Source organism: Streptomyces sp. P3, assembly GCF_003032475.1.
In the GTDB taxonomy this organism is placed as follows: domain Bacteria; phylum Actinomycetota; class Actinomycetes; order Streptomycetales; family Streptomycetaceae; genus Streptomyces.
In genome coordinates this window covers 6,641,739-6,662,346 of sequence record NZ_CP028369.1, presented here as the reverse complement: position 1 = coordinate 6,662,346, position 20,608 = coordinate 6,641,739, and the positions used below count along the sequence as shown (strand labels likewise).

Genomic DNA, 20,608 nt, shown 5'->3' with positions numbered 1-20,608 from the left:
CGTCACCCGAACGGCCCCCTCAGGAGGCGCCATCTCATATCTGAGATAACCTCAGCCTCATGGCAGACGACTACCTCGTACGCATCGGCAAGCTCATCCGTGACGCCCGGCAGCACCGGGGCTGGACACAGGCACAGCTGGCCGAGGCGCTCGGAACCAGCCAGAGTGCCGTCAACCGCATCGAGCGGGGCAACCAGAACATCAGCCTTGAGATGATCGCTCGAATCGGTGAGGCCCTGGACAGCGAGATCGTCTCTCTGGGCTACGCGGGGCCGATGCATCTGCGGGTCGTGGGCGGCCGCCAGCTGTCCGGCGCGATCGACGTGAAGACCAGCAAGAACGCGTGCGTGGCCCTGCTGTGCGCCTCGCTGCTCAACCAGGGGCGCACGGTGCTGCGTCGGGTCGCCCGCATCGAGGAGGTCTACCGGCTGCTCGAGGTCCTCGGCTCCATCGGTGTACGCACGCGCTGGATCAACGGCGGCGTCGACCTGGAGATCGTGCCGCCGGCCGAGCTGGACATGGCGGCGATCGACGCCGAGGCAGCCGTGCGCACGCGCTCCATCATCATGTTCCTCGGTCCGCTGCTGCACCGGATGACCCACTTCAAGCTGCCCTACGCGGGCGGTTGCGACCTCGGCACCCGGACCATCGAGCCGCACATGATCGCCCTGCGCCGGTTCGGGCTGGACGTCGCGGCGACGGAAGGGCAGTACCACGCCGTCGTCGACCGCGCCGTCCGCCCGGACCGGCCGATCGTGCTGACCGAGCGCGGAGACACGGTTACCGAAAACGCGCTGCTGGCGGCCGCCCGGTACGACGGGGTGACCGTCATCCGTAACGCTTCCTCGAACTACATGGTCCAGGACCTGTGTTTCTTCCTGGAGGCGCTCGGCGTCCGGGTCGAGGGCATCGGCAGCACGACGCTCACCGTGCACGGTGTGCCGGACATCGACGTGGACGTGGACTACTCACCCTCCGAGGACCCGGTCGAGGCGATGAGTCTGCTGGCCGCCGCCGTCGTCACGGAGTCGGAGCTGACGGTGCGGCGGGTGCCCATCGAGTTCCTGGAGATCGAGCTGGCGGTCCTGGAGGAGATGGGGCTGGACCACGACCGTACCCCGGAGTACCCGGCCGACAACGGCCGCACCCGGCTGGTGGATCTCACCGTACGGCCCTCCAAACTGGAGGCGCCGATCGACAAGATCCACCCGATGCCGTTCCCCGGCCTGAACATCGACAACGTTCCGTTCTTCGCGGCCATCGCGGCCGTCGCCCAGGGCAAGACCCTTATCCACGACTGGGTGTACGACAACCGGGCCATCTATCTGACGGACCTCAACCGGCTCGGAGGACGTCTGCAACTCCTCGACCCGCACCGGGTGTTGGTGGAGGGCCCGACGCGCTGGCGTGCCGCCGAGATGATGTGCCCGCCGGCCCTGCGCCCCGCCGTGGTCGTCCTGCTGGCGATGATGGCGGCGGAGGGCACGTCGGTGCTGCGCAACGTGTACGTCATCAACCGCGGTTACGAGGAACTGGCCGAGCGGCTGAACTCGATCGGCGCGCAGATCGAGATCTTCCGGGACATTTGATACGGCGATGCCGCCGCACCCCGTCTGACCTGCGGTGAAGCGGGTCAGGAAGGGGTGCGGCGGCATCTGTGGGACTTCTCTGGGACTTTGCGCCTGGGGCGGGCTCCTACGGGCCGCGTTCCAGTCGGGCTGCCGTCCGGCTGCGGCTACGCGAAGATCGCGTCGATGGCCGCGGTGCCCCGTGCACCAGCGCGGGGCAGGAAGTGGGAGTACTTCCGCAGCGTGAACCCGGGGTCGGAGTGCCCCAGCCAGCGTGCCAGGGAGACGACCGATTCGCCAGCCTCCAGTTCCTCGGAGGCATAGAAGTGGCGCAGGGCGTGGAAGCCGTGCTCCCGGGACGGCTCCCACACGCGAGCACCGTCGGTGCTGCCCTCGTCCAGCGGTGCGATCACGCCCGCCGTGGCCAGAGCGGGCTTCCACACGTAGGAGTTGAGGTAGTTCCGGTTGATGGCCTTCCGCTCGCGTCCCGTCACCAGGAGGTTGTAGGTCCTCGGCCGCCGGTGTTTGGCTTCCACCGGCGTCTTGGCCAGAGTCGGGTCGTCCCACGGCAGCGTGACCGGTACCGGCGCGAACTGCACCATGTGCTGCCGGATGGCCCGGGCGACGCTGGCCGGCAGCGGCACGTCGCGGACCTTGCGGCCCTTGGGAAGCGCGAAGCACAGCTTCGCCCGCACCATCTTGACCTGCCGCCGGACGTGCACGACTTCCTTCTCGAAGTCGATGTCGTCCGTCGAGAGACCGAGCGCCTCCCCTTGGCGGAGCCCGAGACCTGCTCCGATCACGAGGAGGAGTCGGTAGCGATCCGGCAGGGCCTCCCGTACCGCCAGGACCCGTTCGGGCGGCCATGCTTCGACCCTGCCGGGTGCGGCGGCCGGAGGGCCGACCGTGCTGGACCGGCATGGGTTACGTCCGAGGCGGCGATCCTCGACGGCAGCCTGGAGGATGCTGGAGAGCGTCGCCCAGACCAGACGGATGGAGGTCGGACCGAGGTCTTTCTCCATCCGCTTCTTCCAGTGACGCAGGACTTCCGCGCCGATGGCGTTGAGCGGCTGAGCCCCCAGGTGGGGAACGATGTGCCGGCGTACCCTCTGCTCGATCCGTTCGATCGTGGACGGGTCACCGCTCTGGGTGGGCCACCAGTGGGTGGCGATGTAGTCCTTGAGGGAGATGGCTCCATCGCGTGGATCGACGAACTCGCCTCGGCGTGCGTCGGTCTGGGCCTGGGCGAGCCAGGTCTTGGCGTCCTGGAGGGCGTCGAAGGAACGGTCCTTGACGCCGGGGATGCCCTTGACTCGGTAGCGGGTGCACTTGCCGTACATCGCGGTGCGGTCGCGCTTGCCGGTTTTCGGATTCGGGCGCTTCTTCAACCATCGGTCTTCTATGTAGCCGGCCAGGTGGAACTCCTTGTTGGTGGGGCACGGGGCCGCGTTCTACGGCTGGTGGCGCTTCAGGTGCTGAGGAAGCGACTGGAGTGCTCCTGCGGAGGCGGGTTGAGCGGGTTGAGGGCAGGGTTGGAGCGGGAGTCGGCCTGCTCCTGTTCGCGGACCCAGGCGTCGAGTACTTCGAGCCGGTACATGACGCGGCCACGGGGGCCCATGCGGAAGCTCGGCGGCCCCTGCCGCCGGTGGCGCCAGACGTAGAGGGTGTGGGGAGAAAGGCCGAGATACTCGGCGGCGTCCTTCACGGTCAGGAACGCCGTATGTGCGGTGACTGGGGAGGCAGGCTTCGAGGATGCGGCAAGCAACGGGTGCGCGGGCATAGGAGGTTTCTGTGAGGCGCGGGAAGGGGGTGTGTCAGCGCAGGCGGAGAGACGGTCCTCCAGGGGCAGCATGCTCTCTCAGGATGGGTACCTCTCCTCGCACTGGAACTACGCAGAGACAGCTCGCCGTGTGACGGCGTCGTCGCGATACTCGGTGCAGGAGAGGGAGAAAGCCCGTAGCTGGCCACGCTCCGCGGATCGGCCAGAGCGCGGGTCGGCTCTATTGCTTGATCTCCGGAAGGGCCGTGGCCTCGGCCAGGCGGTCCCAGTCGATCTCGACGCCATCCCCACGGAAGCAGTACGGGTAGCGAAGCGCCAACCAATACGGGGTCACGCCAGTCATCTCGGCAACCTCGAAGGACGAGAGGCCCATCCTCAGCCACTCGGCCATGCGGGACTCGCGGAGGATGGATATGGGCTCCCCCAGGCGCCACGAGTACAGCTCGTCCCGGGGCAGGACAGCTGCTTGGGCCTGCTCCCACAGCCGCTGCCAGGCGGAAGCCGAAAGCCGCCCACCACGCCTCCCGGGAAACAGCAAGTCATTCTCCCCCAGACCAGCCCCTTCGATCCACGCACGCAGAAACTCGACGTAATGGGGCTGGAGGGGAATTTCCCTCACGACCCCGCGGTGACGAGCCGTCAACTTACCCCCTCCACCCTCCGGGAACGCCACGTCTCGGACTCGCAGAGCACGAGCCTCGCCCGGACGCAGCGCCTGTTCAGCCACGGTGGCCATGAAGGGGTACACCGAGTGATCGGCACCCACGTGCCCTTGCATCCACTCAAGCAGCGATCGGACCTGCTCCGCGGACAGCAACCATTCTTCGTCCATGACTTCATCGGACATATCTCTGAACTCCTTGGAAGAAACGACTCAATGCGCCATGCGGGGTTCGCGCGGCAGATTCAATGGTCTTCGGATTCGCCGGTTTGGCCAACCGGCGATCGTCGGCTATGTTTCGCCTTGCAGGCGGCGCCTGAGAACCGGAAACACGCCACCGTGCCTCCCCTGGACTGTCCTAGGTTTACTTGCTTCGCCCTGCTATTCCAGTCCGTTGGGGCCCCAAGCTGTCTGCCGTTGGCGAATCAGCGCAGCACCCCGAAGCCGGAGGCGCACCCAACAGCTCGGCTCTCGCTGGGTGGTCGACTGATACAACAGAGCAGGCGCCTTCTAAGCACCTGCTCTATTCGGCATGTCACGTTCATCATCAAGACAGCGAGTTTCTTGGTGGCGAATAGGTCTGATGGCAACTCCTGGAGACGCGCCCTGTAACGGGATAGCGCAACGGTTCTCTGAACTCCGTTCCCGACCCAAATGGTTCGGTCGGTGAAGAGTCCTGACCCGCTTGCCGCGGAAGCTACGACGCCCAGGCCAGTAGGTCTCGAGCACTACCGGTAACCAGCGGTGTATCGCGGGCCCAAGTGACAGACAGCTTGAAACCGGCCAGCTCTCAGCGGCTCAGGACAAATGCTTCGCACACTCTTGCCATGGCGAGGATCATGGCGGAATGGCTGCGTACATGTATGACCGGCTGGTGACGGAGGACGAGTACCGCCAGCGCGTCCGGCGGCACCGCCCCAGCTCTCTGCTGCCTCTGATCGCTGCTGCAGCGGCCCGCTACGGCTCGCCGCAGCGGCCGCAGTCGTGGTTGGAAAGCCCCTCTCTGAAGTACACGCCGTGGGCGCTCGCCGATGCGGCCCGCGTCTGCCTGGCGTACGGCACCGAGCACCTGCGCTCCGAAGCCACCGAGCGCGACCTGCTGGCGATCCTGGCGGCGTACTCCAGCCTGAAGGAACCCACACTGCACGGCGCGGACGAGGACGCAGTCCGCCTACGCGACTTCATGATGCGCCTGGGCGGCGAGCAGATGGCCTGGCAGGCGCCGGAGTTCGTCAGTCTCGCCCGTACCGCGGCGCTGTACCTGCACACCCCGTTCCCCGCTCGTCGACAGCCCCGCTGCCTGGTCCCAGGATGGGATACCGAGGTATTTGGCTGCCCGCTGCCTGACTACGTCGGCACGGCGCAACTGCTTTGGGGGAGCGCACTTTTGAACGCGGGACGTTTCGATGCCGCCATCTTCGACAGTCCGGACGGGGAGAAGTTCGAACGTGTCGTAAGCCGGGAGACGGTTCTGCGGGTTGTCGAACGGCACTTTGCCACGGACGTGGCCTCCATCAGAGCAACTGAGAAACAGACCATGGAAAACCTGGCGAAGGTGGCCGGCGGCAAAGCGGCCCAGCTGCGGCGCTTCACGTACAACCCGCTGCTCGGCCGGCCGGCGGTCACGGGCTTCGGTGCCGGCCTGCTGTGCCCCTCCCCGCAGCTGGTCTGGCGCAAAGCGACTCCGCCCGGCATTTACCACACGGGGCTTGAACACTTCGGCAGTGCCTTCCTGGAGGAGACCGGCTATCTCTTCGAGGAATACGTGGGCCGCCAACTTCGCCTGATGCCGGACGTCGACGTCGTCGGAGAGATCACCTACCGGGTCAAGCGCAACGAGCTGCAGAGCGTCGACTGGTTTGTCATCTTCGACGACCTCGTGCTTCTCGTGGAGGTCAAGTCCATGATGCCGACCGAGAATGCCCGACTCGGCCTGGAACGCGGAGTCGCTGAGCGAGACGGCAAACTGACCCGCGCCTACCGTCAGGTCAATGCCACCTCGGCCCAGATCGAACAGCGCCATCCGGCGTTCGCCAGCATCCCGGCCGACCGACCGCGCCAGGCGCTGATCGTCACCCTTGAACCGTTCCCCGTCGCCAACGCCAACCTGCCCCACGTCGACTTGCCGACCACCGACATCCCGACCGCAGTCGTCGCAGCCCAGGAAGTCGAACGCCTGGTTACCTTGACCGGCACCACGCCCAACTCCCTTCTTTTGGGACGGGCAGCCGACCCTCAACGCTCCACCTGGGCGCTCAACGAATGCCTCACCGGACACGAAGGTGCCCGCAACCCGATACTCGACCAGGGGTGGGCGTCCTACCCCTGGTCAACCGGGCGACTGTCGGCCGCGGGTGCGGCGTAGTCCTGTGCTGGACGCCGTCCGCTTGGCGAGCACGTGTCATCGACCTGCCCGCCGTTCGGGCCCCTCGGGACTCCATCCCTTCAGATACGGCCTCAGCTCATCCGCTGTCGGGTCGCGGGGAATCGGCATCCCATGAGGCTGGCCCAGGGGATCGATCGCCCGCCTGTAACCACGTGCCCACTCCAGCCAGCGCCGGACTGACTCCAGGGCTCGCTCGTCCGCGCCGCCATCCAACTCCGTGAGACGACGCTCCAGGGCATCGCAGTACTCACCGATCACGACAGCCTCTCGCCAGCGCCCGGCCTCCTCACGCAGCACCTCGGCGAACTGCTCCCGGACGGCAAGCTCCTTCGCTTCCTCCATGGCTTCCCGCCAGCGCACTGCACGCTCTTTTCTCGCGCGCTCCTCGCTCTCCCTACGCCGGGTATCCTCCACCGCTCGCGCCTCGATCTCCCCGAGAACCAACCCCAGAGACTGTTCAAGGGTCCAGCTCTTGCGGTCCCGCCAGCGGCCGGGCCTGTCGGTCAATCCGTGGGCGACCTCCACGACGAGACGCGAGGACCGCTCCGGATCCGTGGACTCGGGAAACTCCTGCCTGATGGTGACCGGATACGCGAAGCCGTCGACAACGACGTCCATCCCACCTTCGCGCGGGCTGTAGAACGACCCGACCTTCCGCACCTCGTGCCCTCGCCGCGCCGCTTCAGCAGCCATCCCTTGGAGCATCAGCAGCGATCTGCGGCGCAGCTCAGGCGGCATCACCAGCCGCCTCGCGTCATCCTTGAGCGCAGCTACAACTGGGTGAAGGGACGACAGCCGCGTGGGCACCCTGACCGCCGACGCACCCGTCTTCGGTCGCTGACTCCGGGCATTTGGATGCGGGCCCTCCGCGAGGAAGAACTCCAGCCCGCCCAGACCGTACGGCACCTTCTCGATGCGCTTGCCTTTCGGCTCCATGCCATGCCGCTTCGCGTAATTGACGACCCGTCGCCATTCCGCGATCTCCTCATCATCGGCATGGGCGAAGCGGACGTGTCCTTCAGCGAGGAGCCGTTCGACCAACTCGCGAGCTTTCGCCCGCCGTGCGCGGGCGACGGGACGCTCGCCGTACGACGCCGAAGACTCGACGGGCACCGACGACCCACCATGGTCGGCAGGCACCGCGTCGTCGGGATAGCGGCCATGACGAAGGTAGAACCGGCCTGCCTCCGTGATCTCCACACGGGCAGCACCGCCGCCCTTGTCCACTGTCAGAAGCCCACGGTCACGCAGGGCATACGCCGAGCACCAATCGCCCGGCGCCCATGCTCCGGGTTCCTCACCGGCCGCGAGCCGCTCAAGAAGCGCACGCTGCCGTTCATTCGGAGTAGGCCGTCGTTCCACGGCCGCCAGCCCACACCGCGCAAGCACGCCCTGTATAGACCCGAAAGAGCGGCTCCCTGCCGTGGGAGTCCCCCTCGGACTGCTCTGGGACTTCCGGCTGCATCGCCGAGAGCGTCACCAGCCCTCAACACCCCATCTGCAGTCGCCCCATCGACAGGGCCTGACGTGCCCAAAAGCCGCCTGACACCCCATCAGAACGAGCGTCAAATGAGCGTCACGAGCGTCATTTCAGCGTCAAGATATCGCCCGTAACGCCCACACTGCACATAATGCGCACCGGCGAAACCGCAGGTCAGGAGCCCTTAGCCGCCGGTTCAAGGATCGCCACGCACTCCATGTGATGCGCCATCGGGAACATGTCCGGATGCCACCGATAAAGAAATGTTCGGGTCAGAGGCCCTTTTCCGGCTGCCGGGAGGGCTTACCCAGGGTTGGAACGTCACGACCTCACCCTCATCTGCACCATCTTTCGACCGGGTTCCCGCCGCCTCAGCCGTCGTCTGGCGTTCGACGCCCTCCGGTGGAGTAGCGACGGTGGGCAAGGGAACGTCCAGGCTCTCCCCGGCTTCCAGGACAGCCTCTACTACGCGGGCACGGGACACTGCCGGGAACGCTCGTGTTCGAACGGAAGTTATGGACACGGTTTACAGCTGTCCGTTGTCCAAAGGGCCAGGGCCTCTCCGGTCAGCGGGGAGTGACACCGGAGAGGCCCTGGCGAATCGGGAGGGGGCATTACCCCCCGGAGGGAGCTGTCAGATTTGGAGCCAGATCGCGTGATCCGGTTCCAGCAGTCGATCCGTAAACGGGACGCCGGCCAGCAGGGTCGGGGTATGTTCGGGCAGCCGGTACGGCTCGTCCTAGAGGTTGACCACGCACAGGAAACCGGGGTCGCGGCGGAAGGGGAGGACACCGACGGGGGCGTCGACCACGCGAGGGACAGCGCTATAGGCGACAACCACCAGGTCCGGCTCCAGCTCGAACTGATGGTCCGGGGCCTCCAGTTTGGTCCGCCGCTGACACCCCATCGTTTACATATGGGTGCCGCCGTCTATGCGGATCTCCGTGCCGGTGATGAACGCGCCGTCCACCGAGCCGAGCATGGCGACGACGCCCGCGACCGTCTCCGGACCGGCGAAGCCCTCGCCGATGGCCGGGAGCAGCTTCATCATGATTTCGTAGTTCGCGTCGTCGGGCAGGCCCGGGCCGACGTTCTCCTTGCTGGTGCCGCTCGCGTCGGTCATCCCGGAGGAGATCGAGCCCGGCGCGACGGCGGTGAAGCGGATTCCCTGCTTGCTGTACTCGGCGGCGAGCGCGTGGGTCATGGCCTGGATGCCGCCCTTGCTGGCGGCGTAGGCGGCCATGTAGGGGTGCGCGAAGCTCGCCGAGGTGGAGCTGAAGTTGACCACGGCCGGGTTCTCGCCCTGGAGCAGCGCCGGGATCGTCTCGCGGATCATCAGGAAGGTGCCGGTCAGGTTGACCGCGATGACCTGGTTGAACTGGTCCAGGCTGGTCTCGTGGGTGTGCGAGGACCGCAGGATGCCGGCCGCGTTGACCAGCACGTCCAGGCCGCCGCCGAGGGCGGCGAGGGCCGCCGCGACGGCCTCGCGGACAGAAGTCTCGTCGGCGATGTTCACCTGGACGGTGTGCAGACGGGCCTGGGTACCGGTGTCGGCGGCGAGCTTGCGGGTGGCGGTCAGGCCGGCCGTATCGATGTCGGCGGCGACGACGCGGCCGCCCTCGGCGAGTATGCGCAGGACGGTGGCCTGGCCGATGCCGGAGCCTGCTCCGGTGATCAGGACACGGCGGTCGTTGTAGCGATTCATGGGAGTGCTCCAGTTTGTGGCGAGTGAGTCTGGTGGTCGGTCGGCTGGTGGGGGTATGGCGTGGCCTTGGGTCGGCTGCCTGCGCGGACGCGTTCGGCGTGCTGCCGGGTGGGCCGCGGCGTCGTGGAACGTCAGGAGCCGTGGATCCAGGAGCCGACGATGTCGTCGGCAGGTTCCGTCACGAAGGTGACGGCACCGCCGATGAGCCGAGTGCTCTCAGGCTGAGCGGAGTCGAAGGCGGGCCGGCCAGGCTCGTCCGACTCCAGGAACCGGCCCCAGGCGGTGGCGAGTTCCTCGCAGGTCGCCTGATCGCGAGTCACGTCTGCTTCTCTTGCGACGGAGACGGAGCCCACGCGGGCGAAACCGTGATCGTTCAGCGTGCTTCGAGGGTGAGGTGCGAGACTCCGTGCAGGCGCGATGTCGCGGTGACGTGGACGCTCCCGGTTTGACCCGTGGATCGCAGGACGGCGAGAGCACGACCGCGGTACGCGCGCTGAGTGGGATCGGCGAACGGACGGGTGGGGTCAGGTCTGGCGCTGCCGTACCCCACGAGCTCGGCCGGGCCCTCGACCCTGAGCTCGATGTCGTCGTCCGCGAGCATCTCCACCGTGCCCGCGCCGTCGACGATCTCGACCTCGACGAACGCGAGGTCGTCTCCGTCGGCCCGCAGGTGAGCCCTGTCCGCGGTCAGACGGACCGCGAGGTCGTCCCCCGCCGAGCGGAGCACCGTCCGGGACGCCTCCTGCCCTCCTCGGTATCCGACCGCAACGAGTTCGCCGGCGGCGTAGGTGGTGGTGAACCGAGCGGTGTAGCGACGTCGTTGCCCGGCCCTGCGACGGCCGGCGGAACGCCCGTTGACGAACAGCTCCACCTCGTCGTCCGCGGAGTAGACCTCGATCTCGGCCTTGCGGCCCACACACCCGCGCCAGGCCCAGCTCTCGACAGCGTCGGTGCTGCGCCACGCGACCCGTGCGACCGGCTGTCCCGCCTGGTCGAGGGGCCGCACACCGATCGCCGGCCCGGGGTGCGTTCCCCATGCCACCTGTCCGAGGCGCAGCGAGAAGTCCGGCTGCCCGGTCAGGTCGATGACCCCGGGCCCGGCTATGAGGTAGGGATACGGTTTGACCAGCCCGGTCCTGCGGCCGGGCGCCCACACCCCGACCCCCGACTCTCCCAGGTATTCCCAGCCGACCCAGATGAAGTCGCCGATGACGGACGGGTACGCCGTGACGAGGTCCCACGCACGGGCGATGTCTCCTGGCAGGGTCTCGCTGCCGACGATCACGCGGTCGGGGTACGCCTTCACGTCGTGCTTGTAGCGCGCCAGCCCGTAGTTGTAGCCGGCGATGTCCACCTCGGCGAATGCGTCGCGTGTCGCACGGTCGGCGATGGGGAGCCGCGAGGCAACGTCCATCATGCGCCCGATCTGGTTGACCAGGCGATTGGCTTCCGTGCTGCCGGGCCCCGGTTTGTTGGGCTGAGCCCCTTCCGGCGTGTCGGAAGTACCTGCATACGGGGACCTGTTCATCGATGACAGGACGTTGAGGAAGATGTTGAGGGCCACCGTGACCGGGCGGTCCGGGTCTGCCGCCTTGACGTACGCGGTGATCTCACGGGTGAGCGCGACGCCGTCGGGGTGCGCGGTCTCGGGTATCTCGTTGCCGATCGAGTAGATGACGACGGAGGGCCGGTTTCGATCTTTCTCGATCATGCGGTCGGCATCCTCGCGCCAGGTGTCCAGGAACCTGTGCGAGAAGTCGTGCGTGGACTTGGACTGGATCCAGTAGTCGGCGAGCTCGTCCATCACGTACATGCCCAGCTCGTCACACGCGTCGAGCAGGTGACGTGACATCGGGTGGTGCGCCGACCGGACGGCGTTGAAGCCGTTCTCCTTGAGGATCCGGATGCGCCGGAACTCCGCGGCCCGGTGGGTGGCGGCGCCCAGGATGCCGTTGTCGTGGTGGATGCAAGCGCCGCGCAGGTTGACCTGCTGCTTGTTGATCCGCAGGCCGTGGCGGGCGTCGACGTGCACCGTGCGTAGCCCCACGAGCTCACGACGGGTGTCGACGACGGCACCGCCGTGCTCGACCGTCGTGACGAGTTCGTAGCGGAACGGGTCCTCGGCGGACCACAGGCGAACCGCGCGCACATGCAGTTGCGCGATCCCGTCGTCGCCCGCCACGGCCTGCGCCACGGCCCCTGCCTCGGAGTGCAATACGGTGCGGACGCGCACGGGCCCGTCGCTGTCGTTCACGACCGCGGTCCGGACCTCGACAACCGCGTCGGCGCCGTGGAGCGTCGTACGCACGCCGACACCGTCATCCTCCAGGCGCACACGACTGCGGATCCGCAGGGACACCGACCGGTACAGGCCGGAGCCTGGATACCAGCGGCCTGCGGGCTGTGCGCTGTTGTCGACGTCGACAGCGATCTCGTTCTCGTCGTCCCAGTTCAGGACATCGTCGATCCGGAAGCCGAACTCGGTGTACCCGCTGCGTACGGTCCCGACCCGGTGGCCGTTCACGGTCACGACCGACTCGCCCTGAATGCCTTCGAAGCGGAGCTGGACGTCTCGACCGCGGTGCGCGGGGTCCGCGTACCAGTGCGTGCGATAGGTGTACCGGCCCCCCGGGAACCATCCGGTGTCGGACCTGCCGGAGGCGTCGGACGACCGGGGCTCGGTGATCATCGCGTCGTGCGGGAGGCGTACGGCGGCCTCTTCGGCACTGTCCGGGCGGCGCATGGTCCAGTCACGAAGCTCGACGCGGTCTGCGTCGGCCTGCACGTCGGTCCCGGTCATCGGGTCACCTCCAGGGTGGTCGTGAGCTCGGCGGTGGAGCTGCCGCCGACCCAGAGGTCGAGGACGGTGGCGTCGAGCTGGTACGTGCGGGTCGCGGCGCTCCAGTACCGGAGCTGGTCGGGGCCGAGCTCGAAGCTCACGGTGGTGGTGGTGCCCGCGGGGATGGGGACTCGCTCGAAGCCCTTGAGCTCCCGCACGGGCCGCGACGACGACCCGTAGCGCTGGTGGACGTAGAGCTGCACGACCTCGTCGGCGTCGCGCTCAGAGGTATTGGTGACGTCGACCGACACGGTTGCGGTGTCGCGGCCGCCGGTCATGGACGTCCGGTCGGTCCGGAGGTTCGTGTACGTGAACGTGGCGTAGGACAGGCCGTGGCCGAACGGGTACAGGGGTGCCCCGTCGTCCTCGTAGTACCGGGCGTGCTGTTCCTGCGGCAGGAAGGTCCGGTAGTGCGAATACACGAGCGGCACCTGGCCGACGTGGCGGGGCCACGTGAAGGGCAGCCGGCCGGCGGGCGAGACGTCACCCGCCAGCATGGAGGCGACCGCTTCGCCCCCACGTGTTCCCGGGTACCACGCCTGCACGATGGCGGGGACGTGCTCGTGCGCCCACCGCAGGTCCAGCGGACGGCCCGACAGCACGACCAGGACCACGGGCGTGCCGGTCGCGGCGACGCGCTGCAGCTGCTCGAGCTGACGGCCGGGGAGGTCGAGCGTGGAGGTCGATGCCTTCTCGCCGATCTGGTTCTGCGGCTGCCCGACGACCACGATCGCGACGTCGGCGTCCCGGGCGGCGGCGACGGCGCGCTCGATCTCGGCGTCCTCGTCCAGGTCGGGCGGGGTCGGGACGACCGTCGGGTCCAGGACGTCGAACGGTGACGGGTGCAGCCGCTCGGGGGCACCGGTCCCGGCCGCATACTCGACGCGGATGCCGTCCCCGAGCCGGGCCCGCAGCCCGTCAAGGATCGTGACCGTCTCGGAGGTGTCGTGGTCGAGCACCCACGGTCCGAGCGTGTCGCGCCGGGAGTCGGCGAGCCGGCCGATGACGGCGAGGCTCGTGAACTGCTCGGGCCGCAGGGGCAGCGTGGCCGCGTCGTTCTTGAGGAGGACGAGGGTGCGCTCGGCCGCGTCCCGGGCGGCGTCACGGTGCGCCGCGGCGTTCAGGACCGCGGGTGCCGCGTCCTCGTCGGTGTAGGGGCTCTCGAACAGGCCGAGCCGGAACTTCACCGCGAGCACCCGTGACACGGCGGTGTCCAGCGCCTGCTCGGTGACCAGCCCGTCGCGTACCGCCTGCGGGAGGTGGTCGAACGCTGGGGTGAAGGTGCACATCTCCATGTCGAGCCCCGCGTTCAGCGCCCGAGCGGCGGCGTCCTGCTGGTCCTTCGCGAAGTGCTGTATCTCCAGCGACTGCACGGCGTTGGCGTCCGAGACGACCCAGCCGTCGAAGTGCAGTTCGTCGCGCAGCAGGTCGCTCAGCAGCCACCGGTTCGCGGAGGCCGGCACGCCGTTGAGGTCCATGTAGGCGCTCATGACGTTGGCGGCGCCCGCTTCGATCGCGGCTTGGAAGGGCGGCAGGTACACGTTGCGCAGTTCGGCGTCGGAGATGTCGGCGTCGTCGTAGTCGCGCCCGCCGCGGGCGGCACCGTAGCCCAGGAAGTGCTTCGCTCCGGCAAGGACGCTCTCGGCCCCGAGATCGCCCTGGAACCCGCGGACCTGCGCCGCGGCCATGGCCGCGGCGAGCACCGGGTCCTCCCCGGCCCCCTCGACGATGCGGCCCCAGCGAGGGTCGCGGGCGATGTCGATCATGGGCGCGAACGTCCAGCGGATCCCCGCCGCGCGCGCCTCGCGGGCCGCGACGACCTGCGCCGCCTCGGCGGCGTCCGGGTCCCAGCTCGCGGCCATCGCGATCGGCACGGGAAAGACCGTGCGCAGCCCGTGGATCACGTCGTTGCCGAACAGCAGCGGGATGCCCAGCCGGGTGTCCTCGACGGCGCGGCGCTGCAGTCGGTTGCCCAGGGCGGGGTCCTTGACGAACAACAGCGACCCGGCGCCGCCGCGGGAGACCGCGGCCTCGACGTCGTGGGGCTGTGAGACGAAGGCGCGGTGCTCGGGCGGCAGGGACTCGACGTCGAAGTCGTCGGGAATCGGCTCGCCGGTGCCCATGTAGAAGAACTGGGTGAGCTGGCCGGCCTTCTCCTCCAGAGTCATGCGGGCCAGCAGATCGCTCACCCGGTCCTCGACGGAGAGGCCGACGTCGCGGTAGCGCGTCTCGTCCTGCGTCGTCCGGGTGCCGGCGTCGTTCGGGATCGTGTCGGGGGTGGTTGTCATGGGGGGGGTTCTCCTTCGTTGTTCTACGCGCGGCGTCCGCAAGGAGCGGCCGCAAGGTCTGGGCCCAGGCGCGGTAGCCGGGTCCGTTCAGGTGAGGTCGTCGTGGGTGTACTGGCTGCGCAGGCCGCCGTGGTGGTCGGCGAGGGCCTGCCACAGGACGACGTACCGGGCGTCGGCCTGGTCGGTGATCCGGCGCATTGCGGCGTCGAGCTCGCGCCTCCTTCGCAGCCTTGCGCGGGCGACGGGCGGCGAGCGGGGGGCAAGCGGCGTGGTGGGGCGTCAGGAGTCATGGATCCAGTAGCCGGCGATGTCGTGGGCAGGTTCGGTCACGAAGGTGACGGCACCGCCGATGAGCCGGGTGCTCTCGGGCTGGGCGGAGTCGAAGGCGGGCCAGCCGGGCTCGCCCGTTGCCAGGAACTGGCTCCAGGCGGTGGTGAGTTCCTCGCGGATCGCTTGATTGCCCGGGGTGTCGATGTCCAGTGCTGTCAGTTTGTCGCCCAGGTAGATCAGTTCCGCCCCGTGGAAGGCGCTGCTGCCCGGACCGAACGGCTCGGCGGAGATCAGGTATGTGTGGACGCGACCGCCCGCCGCGGTCTGGGCCCGTGCCAGACGGGCCGACGGCACGCGGTAGATCGCGTCGCCGAGGAAACGGGTGCGCAGCTCCAGGAGATCGTCCGTGGGCCCGCCGAGTTGGTCGGTGGCCGGTAGACCGCGCGCACGGTAGGCGTCCAGCAGTCCGTGGGGGTCGGCGAGTTCTGCCCGGCGCATCTCGGCGATGAGGGCTGCCTCGTCGGTGGGGCGGAACGAGTCGGCGCCGAAGGAGGCGTACATGCGTGCCTCGTCGTCGTTGGCGCCGATGAGCAGCGGAATGTGCTTCGCCGCCCCTGCCCGGACTGCCTGGTGTGGGTGGTGGGGAAGTACCTGGCCGTCGTGGACGATGCCCCAGCCGTGTCCGTCGGGGAGGTGGCGCAGGCCGATGTCCGAGGGGATGACAGCGCTCTGCGCGTCGAGGATCCGATGGAGTGGGACGTCGGTCAGACTTTCGAAGTTCCTGACGCCGACGGCGGAAAGTAGATCCTGGGTCACCGCGGATGCGGCCTCGCGGCGGTAGACGCGACCGGTGCTGCCACTGTGCAGGATCGCCTTGTGGAAGGTGCCTGCGGCGGCGGGAAGGCTGAGCAGGGCGCCGATGCTGAAGGCCCCGGCCGAGTTCCCGGCGACCGTGACGTTGTCGGGATCACCGCCGAAGGCGGCGACATTGTCCCGGACCCAGCGGAGTCCGGCCGCCTGGTCCTGGAGTCCGAGGTTGGCGCTGTCGGCGAACCGCTCGCTGCCCGGCCCTGTGGGAAGCAGCCATCCCAGCGCCCCTACGCGGTAGTTGACGGCTACGACCACGGCGCCGGTCAGCCGGGACAGGGCAGCGCCGTCGAAGGCCGGGGGTGACGCGGAGCCGGTCTCGAAGCCGCCGCCGTAGATCCAGACGAGTACGGGGCGTCGGCTGGTCAGCTCGGGGGTCCACAGGTTCAGGTAGAGGCAGTCCTCGGCTGATGGGCCGGTTTGCGCACCGAGCGCCGTAGCGATGGCTCGTGCACGCGGATCGAGCGCGGCGAGGCTTCCTTGAGTGGAGGGGTCCATCAGGGGATATCGCTGTGCCGGGGCTGCGGGGAAGGCGACACTGTCGCGGACACCGGTCCAGGCGGCGACGGGCGCGGGCGGACGCAGTCGCAGGGGGCCGATGGGCGGAGCGGCGAAGGGGATGCCGGCGAAGATTCCGCCTGTATCGCCCCAGCGGGTTCCTCGCACTGACCCGTGGCTCGTGCGGACCATCGGGAACTGAGCGGATTCACTCATGTGTCACACCTCCGCCTGTTCCTGGGAGGTCTCCATCAGGGCGAGGATCGCCGGGTCGTCCGTCAGGGCTGAACCGTCCACGCAGCGGCCCGCGTCCACGCGGCGGATGAACTCAGCGGTGCGGTCGAGGGCTTCGAGCGCTTCGGGCAGCAGGGAGCCGAAGACGGGCCAGGCGTGGTGCATGTGCGGCCAGAGTTCCAGCACTGTCTCCACGCCGCAGCCGGCGGCACGTGTGGCCAAGGCGACCGAGTCGTCACGCAGCAACTCGGACCCTGAGGCCAGGATCATCAGCGGGGGCAGACCGGTGAGGTCCGCGAGTGCCGGGCAGGCTTGCGGATCCTCGGGGCTGTGTCCGGCGAGGTAGTCGGCGGCCATCTGCGGGCCGAGCCAGGGGGTGATCATGGCGTCGGTGGCGGCGTTCGCGGCCCAACTCCCTGATGTCAGGTTTTCCGCGCGCAGGTCGAACACGCCGGACCAGAGCACTCCGGCCACGGGTGCACCGTCGCCTGCGTCGCGGCGGCGCAGCAGGAGCGAGGCGGCAAGACCAGCTCCCGCCGACTCGCCGACCACGACGATCCGGGCCGCCGGATAGGTGGCCCGGACGGCTTCGTAGGCGTGTTCGCAGTCGTCGAGCCCGGCTGGGAACGGGTGTTCAGGTGCGAGCCGGTACTCGGGCGCCACGGTTCGGGTGTTCAGACGCAACGCCAGGAGGCCGGCCGCGGCCCGCGCCCCCGCAGCGGTGCCCGTGCGGAAGCCGCCGCCGTGGAGGTGGAGGATGACCAGGTCCTCGCGCGGCTCCGGCGGGCTGAAAAGCAGCGCGCCCGTCAGGCTGGGGAACGCGTCCTCGACCACGCCGTCCGGTACCGGGATCGTCGCCGCACAGCGGACGGCGTTCTTGCGCTCCTGGGCGAGCGTGGGTTGTGTGGCGGCCCGACCGGCTGTGACCAGTCCGGAAAGCCACTCGTGGGTCATGCTGGGCATGGGTCCCCCAAGTCAGCGGAGAGAGGGGAGTGCAGGGGGCGGAAAACGATCCCTGCCTGCAAGCGATCTGCCTGCTGGTACGTCAGTTTTTGCTCGGGCCAGCGGCGTTGAAGGCGGCGTACTGCTCCTCAAGATCGAGGAGGAACTCGGGGCCGCCGGGCACCATGGCGGCCGCGTCGCGGATCGTCGTCTCGCCGGACTCGGTGTCGGACTGGTCGATGTATGCCGCGGCCTCGGGGAAGTAGCGGATCAGAGTGTCCGTGAAGATTTCCATGGCCCCCGGACGGTCCATCAGCTCGCCCAGCGTGGTGTCCAGAGTGATGGGACCGCTGGGCTGCGCCGGCGTCGGCAGGTGAACGGTCCAGGTGTGATGACCTGCGGTGACGTCGAACGGCGAGCCTGCCGGGCCCGGCAGGTCCACCACGGCGGTGGCGTTGGGCGGGACGAGCGCGGTGATGTGGAGCTCCTCGCCGTCCAGACGCCAGGCGATCTCCGCGCGGCCGTAGGGGGTGAGCAGCGCCGCCTGCGCTCGGGTCAGCCCGCCGCCGGGGCGCGGTGCCAGGCGCAGTTTCCGGTAGCCGGGCTCGGCGGGGGCCAGGCCGGCGACGGTGCGGTGCAGCCAGTCGGCGACGGCGCCGAGCGCGTAGTGGTTGAACGAGGTCATGCCGCTGGGGTTGACCTTGCCGTCGGGCAGCAGGCTGTCCCACCGCTCCCAGATGGTGGTCGCGCCCTGGGTGACGGGGTGGAGCCAGGACGGCTGCTCGGTCTGCAGCAGCAGTCGGTAGGCCGCGTCCAGGTGACCGGTCTCGGCGAGGGCGTCGCAGATCAGGGGCGTGCCGACGAAGCCGGTGCTGATCTTGTAGCCGCCGGCGCGGACCAGGCCGGCCAGCCGCTTGCCGGCGTGCGCGCGCTGCGTCTGGTCGGGCAGCAGCGCGAACTGGAGCGCCAGCGCGTAGGCGGTCGGGGCGTCCGCCATCATCCGGCCCGCGCCGGTGACGTACTCGGAGGCGAACGCCTGGCGGACCTCGGCGGCGAGCGCGCCGTAGCGGACGGCGTCCGCCTCGCGGCCGAGCAACCGCGCCGACTGGGAAACAATCTCGGCGGAGCGGGCGAAGTAGGCGGTGGCGACGATCTCGCCGGGTGTACGCGCCTGATCCGGGCGTCCTGGCGGGGCGTTCGGGTCCAGCCAGTCGCCGAACTGGAAGCCGCTGTCCCACAGGCGTGACTCCCCGGCCAGCGAGGCGACGTGGTCGACCCAGCCGCGCATGCTCTCGAACTGGGCCGCGATTACGCCGAGGTCGCCGTAGGCGCGGTGGAGCACCCAGGGCACGACCGTGGCGGCGTCGCCCCACGCGGCGGTCGGGGTGTCGGCGCCGTCGACGCACTTGGGCACCACGAACGGGACCCCGCCGGTCTCACCCTGGTCGGCGGCGAGGTCGGCGAGCCACGAGGTGAGGAAGCCGGCACTGTCGTACAGGTAGGCGGCGGTGGGGGCGAAGACCTGGATGTCGCCGGTCCAGCCCAGGCGCTCGTCGCGTTGCGGGCAGTCGGTCGGGACGTCGAGGAAGTTGCCGCGCATGCCCCAGACGACGTTCTGGTGCAGGCGGTCGAGCAGCTCGTCGGAGCTTTCGAAGGTGCCGGTGCGCTCCAGATCGGAGTGGATCACCACGGCACGCAGGTCGTCGGGGTTCAGTTCGCCCGGCCAGCCGGTGATCTCGGCGTAGCGGAAGCCGTGGAAGGTGAACCGCGGCTCGAAGGTCTCCGCAGCGCCGCCGCGCAGGATGTAGCGGTCGGTGGCCTGCGCGCTGCGCAGCGGTGCGCAGGCCAGCTCGCCGTCCTCCAGCACCTCGGCATGGCGCAGCACGACCTCCTGCCCGGCCTCACCGGTCACCGTCAGACGCAGACGGCCGACCAGGTTCTGGCCGAAGTCGACGATCGTCCTGCCCGAGGGCGAGGTGGTGACGGCCATCGGTGCCAGCTCCTCGATCCGGCGGACGGGCGGGCCGACGGGGGCGACGAGCGTTGCCGGGTCACGCTCCTCGACGCGCACGCCCCGCCAGTCGGTGGGCTCGACGCGGGCGTCGTGGGTCTCGCCGTCGTAGAGGCTGCTGCGGCGGATCGGGCCCTGGGCGGCCTGCCAGCGGCCGTCCGCGTCGGTGGTCACGGTGTCGGTGGTGCCGTCGGTGTAGCGGATCTCCAGCTGGGCCAGCCAGGCCAGCCGGTCGCCGTAGACGGCGCGCTTGTCGCCGGTGAAGCCGAGGCGGCCGCGGTACCAGCCGTCCGCGAGAAGAGCGGTCAGATTGTTCCCGCCGACCCGCAGGAGATCGGTCACGTCGTAGGTCTGGTAGCGCAGGCGCTTGCCGTACGTGGTCCAGCCGGGGGCGAGGACGTGGTCGCCGACCGGGGAGCCGTTGAGCTCCGCCTCGTAGACGCCGTGCGCGGTCGCATAGAGACGGGCGGCTGCGACGCCGGGGCGGATCGTGAAGCGGCGGCGCAGGTGGGTGGCCGGCTGGTCCTGCTGCGCGTCCTCGTCCCAGTCGGCACTCACGAAGCGGGCCTGCCAGTCGTCGGGGTGCAGCAGCCCGGTCTCGGCGAAGGCCGGTTCGCTCCAGCGCGACCAGGTTCCGTCCGTGCCCCGGACACGCACCCGCACGCCTACGCGCTCTCGCGATCCGAGGGCGTCGAAAGGCCAGGCGACCAGGACCGACTCGTCGCTTTCGGCCTCGGCCGTGGCGACCACGTCGCCCTGTGCGGCCAGTCGCTGGATCTCATAGGCCGCCTGCCGCCATCCGGGCAGCTCGGTCCGGGTGGTCCACGACAGGCGGGGGCGGGATTCGCCGATGCCGAGCGGCTCGCGGTGGTGCTCGAACCGCAGGCGCGCGACCGCAGGGGCGGGGAGAGGGGCTTCAGGCACGGCGTCTGTTCCTTGCTGTCGGGGCTGTGCGCGGGCGTCGTACGCCTGTTGCGGGCGATCACGATGGCGACTGATGGCGACTAATGACGACCGAGGAATGGAACGATTCAATTCCCGGTGGTGGCTCTCGGCACACCGGTGAGATTCCTTGGCGG

Annotated in this window: 14 protein-coding genes; 2 read left to right on the top strand and 12 right to left on the bottom strand. The window is 69.1% G+C overall.

What is annotated here, in order from left to right; all coding sequences use genetic code 11:
* Positions 1-59: 59 nt before the first annotated feature.
* Positions 60-1,589 (top strand): UDP-N-acetylglucosamine 1-carboxyvinyltransferase, encoded by a 1,530-nt coding sequence (locus C6376_RS29235; protein WP_107446149.1) that lies wholly within the window; start codon positions 60-62, stop codon positions 1,587-1,589.
* 146 nt (positions 1,590-1,735) lie between these two features.
* Here the strand turns inward: C6376_RS29235 and C6376_RS29230 are convergent, their stop codons facing one another.
* The 3 genes from C6376_RS29230 to C6376_RS29220 all read right to left on the bottom strand — a co-directional run bounded on the left by C6376_RS29230 (position 1,736) and on the right by C6376_RS29220 (position 4,195).
* Positions 1,736-2,956, bottom strand: a complete 1,221-nt coding sequence (locus tag C6376_RS29230) for a site-specific integrase (RefSeq protein WP_107446148.1) — start codon at positions 2,954-2,956, stop codon at positions 1,736-1,738.
* Between the two features lie 80 nt (positions 2,957-3,036).
* Complete coding sequence (locus tag C6376_RS29225; RefSeq protein ID WP_254076115.1) at positions 3,037-3,273, bottom strand: AlpA family transcriptional regulator; 237 nt, start codon at positions 3,271-3,273, stop codon at positions 3,037-3,039.
* A 295-nt stretch (positions 3,274-3,568) separates the two neighbouring features.
* Positions 3,569-4,195, bottom strand: coding sequence for a tyrosine-type recombinase/integrase (locus C6376_RS29220; RefSeq protein WP_107446146.1), 627 nt, complete (start codon positions 4,193-4,195; stop codon positions 3,569-3,571).
* A 661-nt stretch (positions 4,196-4,856) separates the two neighbouring features.
* Between C6376_RS29220 and C6376_RS29215 the strand changes: the two genes are divergently transcribed.
* Positions 4,857-6,374, top strand: coding sequence for a hypothetical protein (locus C6376_RS29215; RefSeq protein WP_107446145.1), 1,518 nt, complete (start codon positions 4,857-4,859; stop codon positions 6,372-6,374).
* A gap of 36 nt (positions 6,375-6,410) precedes the next feature.
* Here C6376_RS29215 and C6376_RS29210 read toward each other — a convergent pair whose 3' ends face one another.
* From C6376_RS29210 to C6376_RS29170, 9 genes are all read right to left on the bottom strand, one after another.
* The gene (locus tag C6376_RS29210) at positions 6,411-7,595 is read right to left on the bottom strand and encodes a hypothetical protein (protein ID WP_254076114.1); all 1,185 of its coding nucleotides are present in this window, start codon (positions 7,593-7,595) and stop codon (positions 6,411-6,413) included.
* A gap of 1,019 nt (positions 7,596-8,614) precedes the next feature.
* On the bottom strand, positions 8,615-8,782 hold the full coding sequence (locus tag C6376_RS44545) for a hypothetical protein (RefSeq protein WP_173985755.1): 168 nt from the start codon (positions 8,780-8,782) through the stop codon (positions 8,615-8,617).
* A gap of 3 nt (positions 8,783-8,785) precedes the next feature.
* Entirely contained in the window at positions 8,786-9,580 is a 795-nt protein-coding gene (locus C6376_RS29205) for an SDR family NAD(P)-dependent oxidoreductase (RefSeq protein ID WP_107446143.1), read from the bottom strand.
* Between the two features lie 131 nt (positions 9,581-9,711).
* Positions 9,712-9,900, bottom strand: coding sequence for a hypothetical protein (locus C6376_RS29200; RefSeq protein WP_254076113.1), 189 nt, complete (start codon positions 9,898-9,900; stop codon positions 9,712-9,714).
* Positions 9,901-9,953: 53 nt separating this feature from the next.
* The gene (locus C6376_RS29195; RefSeq protein ID WP_107446141.1) at positions 9,954-12,380 is read right to left on the bottom strand and encodes a glycoside hydrolase family 2 TIM barrel-domain containing protein; all 2,427 of its coding nucleotides are present in this window, start codon (positions 12,378-12,380) and stop codon (positions 9,954-9,956) included.
* The gene (locus tag C6376_RS29190) at positions 12,377-14,707 is read right to left on the bottom strand and encodes a glycoside hydrolase family 3 N-terminal domain-containing protein (RefSeq protein ID WP_107446140.1); all 2,331 of its coding nucleotides are present in this window, start codon (positions 14,705-14,707) and stop codon (positions 12,377-12,379) included. Before C6376_RS29190 ends, C6376_RS29195 begins: the two co-directional genes overlap by 4 nt.
* Positions 14,708-14,986: 279 nt before the next feature.
* Entirely contained in the window at positions 14,987-16,558 is a 1,572-nt protein-coding gene (locus tag C6376_RS29180) for a carboxylesterase/lipase family protein (RefSeq protein ID WP_240553805.1), read from the bottom strand.
* A gap of 3 nt (positions 16,559-16,561) precedes the next feature.
* On the bottom strand, positions 16,562-17,539 hold the full coding sequence (locus C6376_RS29175; RefSeq protein ID WP_107446139.1) for an alpha/beta hydrolase: 978 nt from the start codon (positions 17,537-17,539) through the stop codon (positions 16,562-16,564).
* Between the two features lie 82 nt (positions 17,540-17,621).
* On the bottom strand, positions 17,622-20,453 hold the full coding sequence (locus C6376_RS29170; protein ID WP_107446138.1) for an alpha-L-rhamnosidase: 2,832 nt from the start codon (positions 20,451-20,453) through the stop codon (positions 17,622-17,624).
* Positions 20,454-20,608: the final 155 nt, after the last annotated feature.

Excerpts from the sequence above, each read along its gene's own strand:
- C6376_RS29190 (WP_107446140.1), bottom strand. The coding sequence starts at position 14,707 with ATGACAACCACCCCCGACACGATCCCGAACGACGCCGGCACCCGGACG.
- C6376_RS29205 (WP_107446143.1), bottom strand. The coding sequence starts at position 9,580 with ATGAATCGCTACAACGACCGCCGTGTCCTGATCACCGGAGCAGGCTCC.
- C6376_RS29195 (WP_107446141.1), bottom strand. The coding sequence starts at position 12,380 with ATGACCGGGACCGACGTGCAGGCCGACGCAGACCGCGTCGAGCTTCGT.
- C6376_RS29175 (WP_107446139.1), bottom strand. The coding sequence starts at position 17,539 with ATGCCCAGCATGACCCACGAGTGGCTTTCCGGACTGGTCACAGCCGGT.
- C6376_RS29180 (WP_240553805.1), bottom strand. The coding sequence starts at position 16,558 with ATGAGTGAATCCGCTCAGTTCCCGATGGTCCGCACGAGCCACGGGTCA.
- C6376_RS29235 (WP_107446149.1), top strand. The coding sequence starts at position 60 with ATGGCAGACGACTACCTCGTACGCATCGGCAAGCTCATCCGTGACGCC.
- C6376_RS29215 (WP_107446145.1), top strand. The coding sequence starts at position 4,857 with ATGGCTGCGTACATGTATGACCGGCTGGTGACGGAGGACGAGTACCGC.
- C6376_RS29220 (WP_107446146.1), bottom strand. The coding sequence starts at position 4,195 with ATGTCCGATGAAGTCATGGACGAAGAATGGTTGCTGTCCGCGGAGCAG.
- C6376_RS44545 (WP_173985755.1), bottom strand. The coding sequence starts at position 8,782 with ATGGGGTGTCAGCGGCGGACCAAACTGGAGGCCCCGGACCATCAGTTC.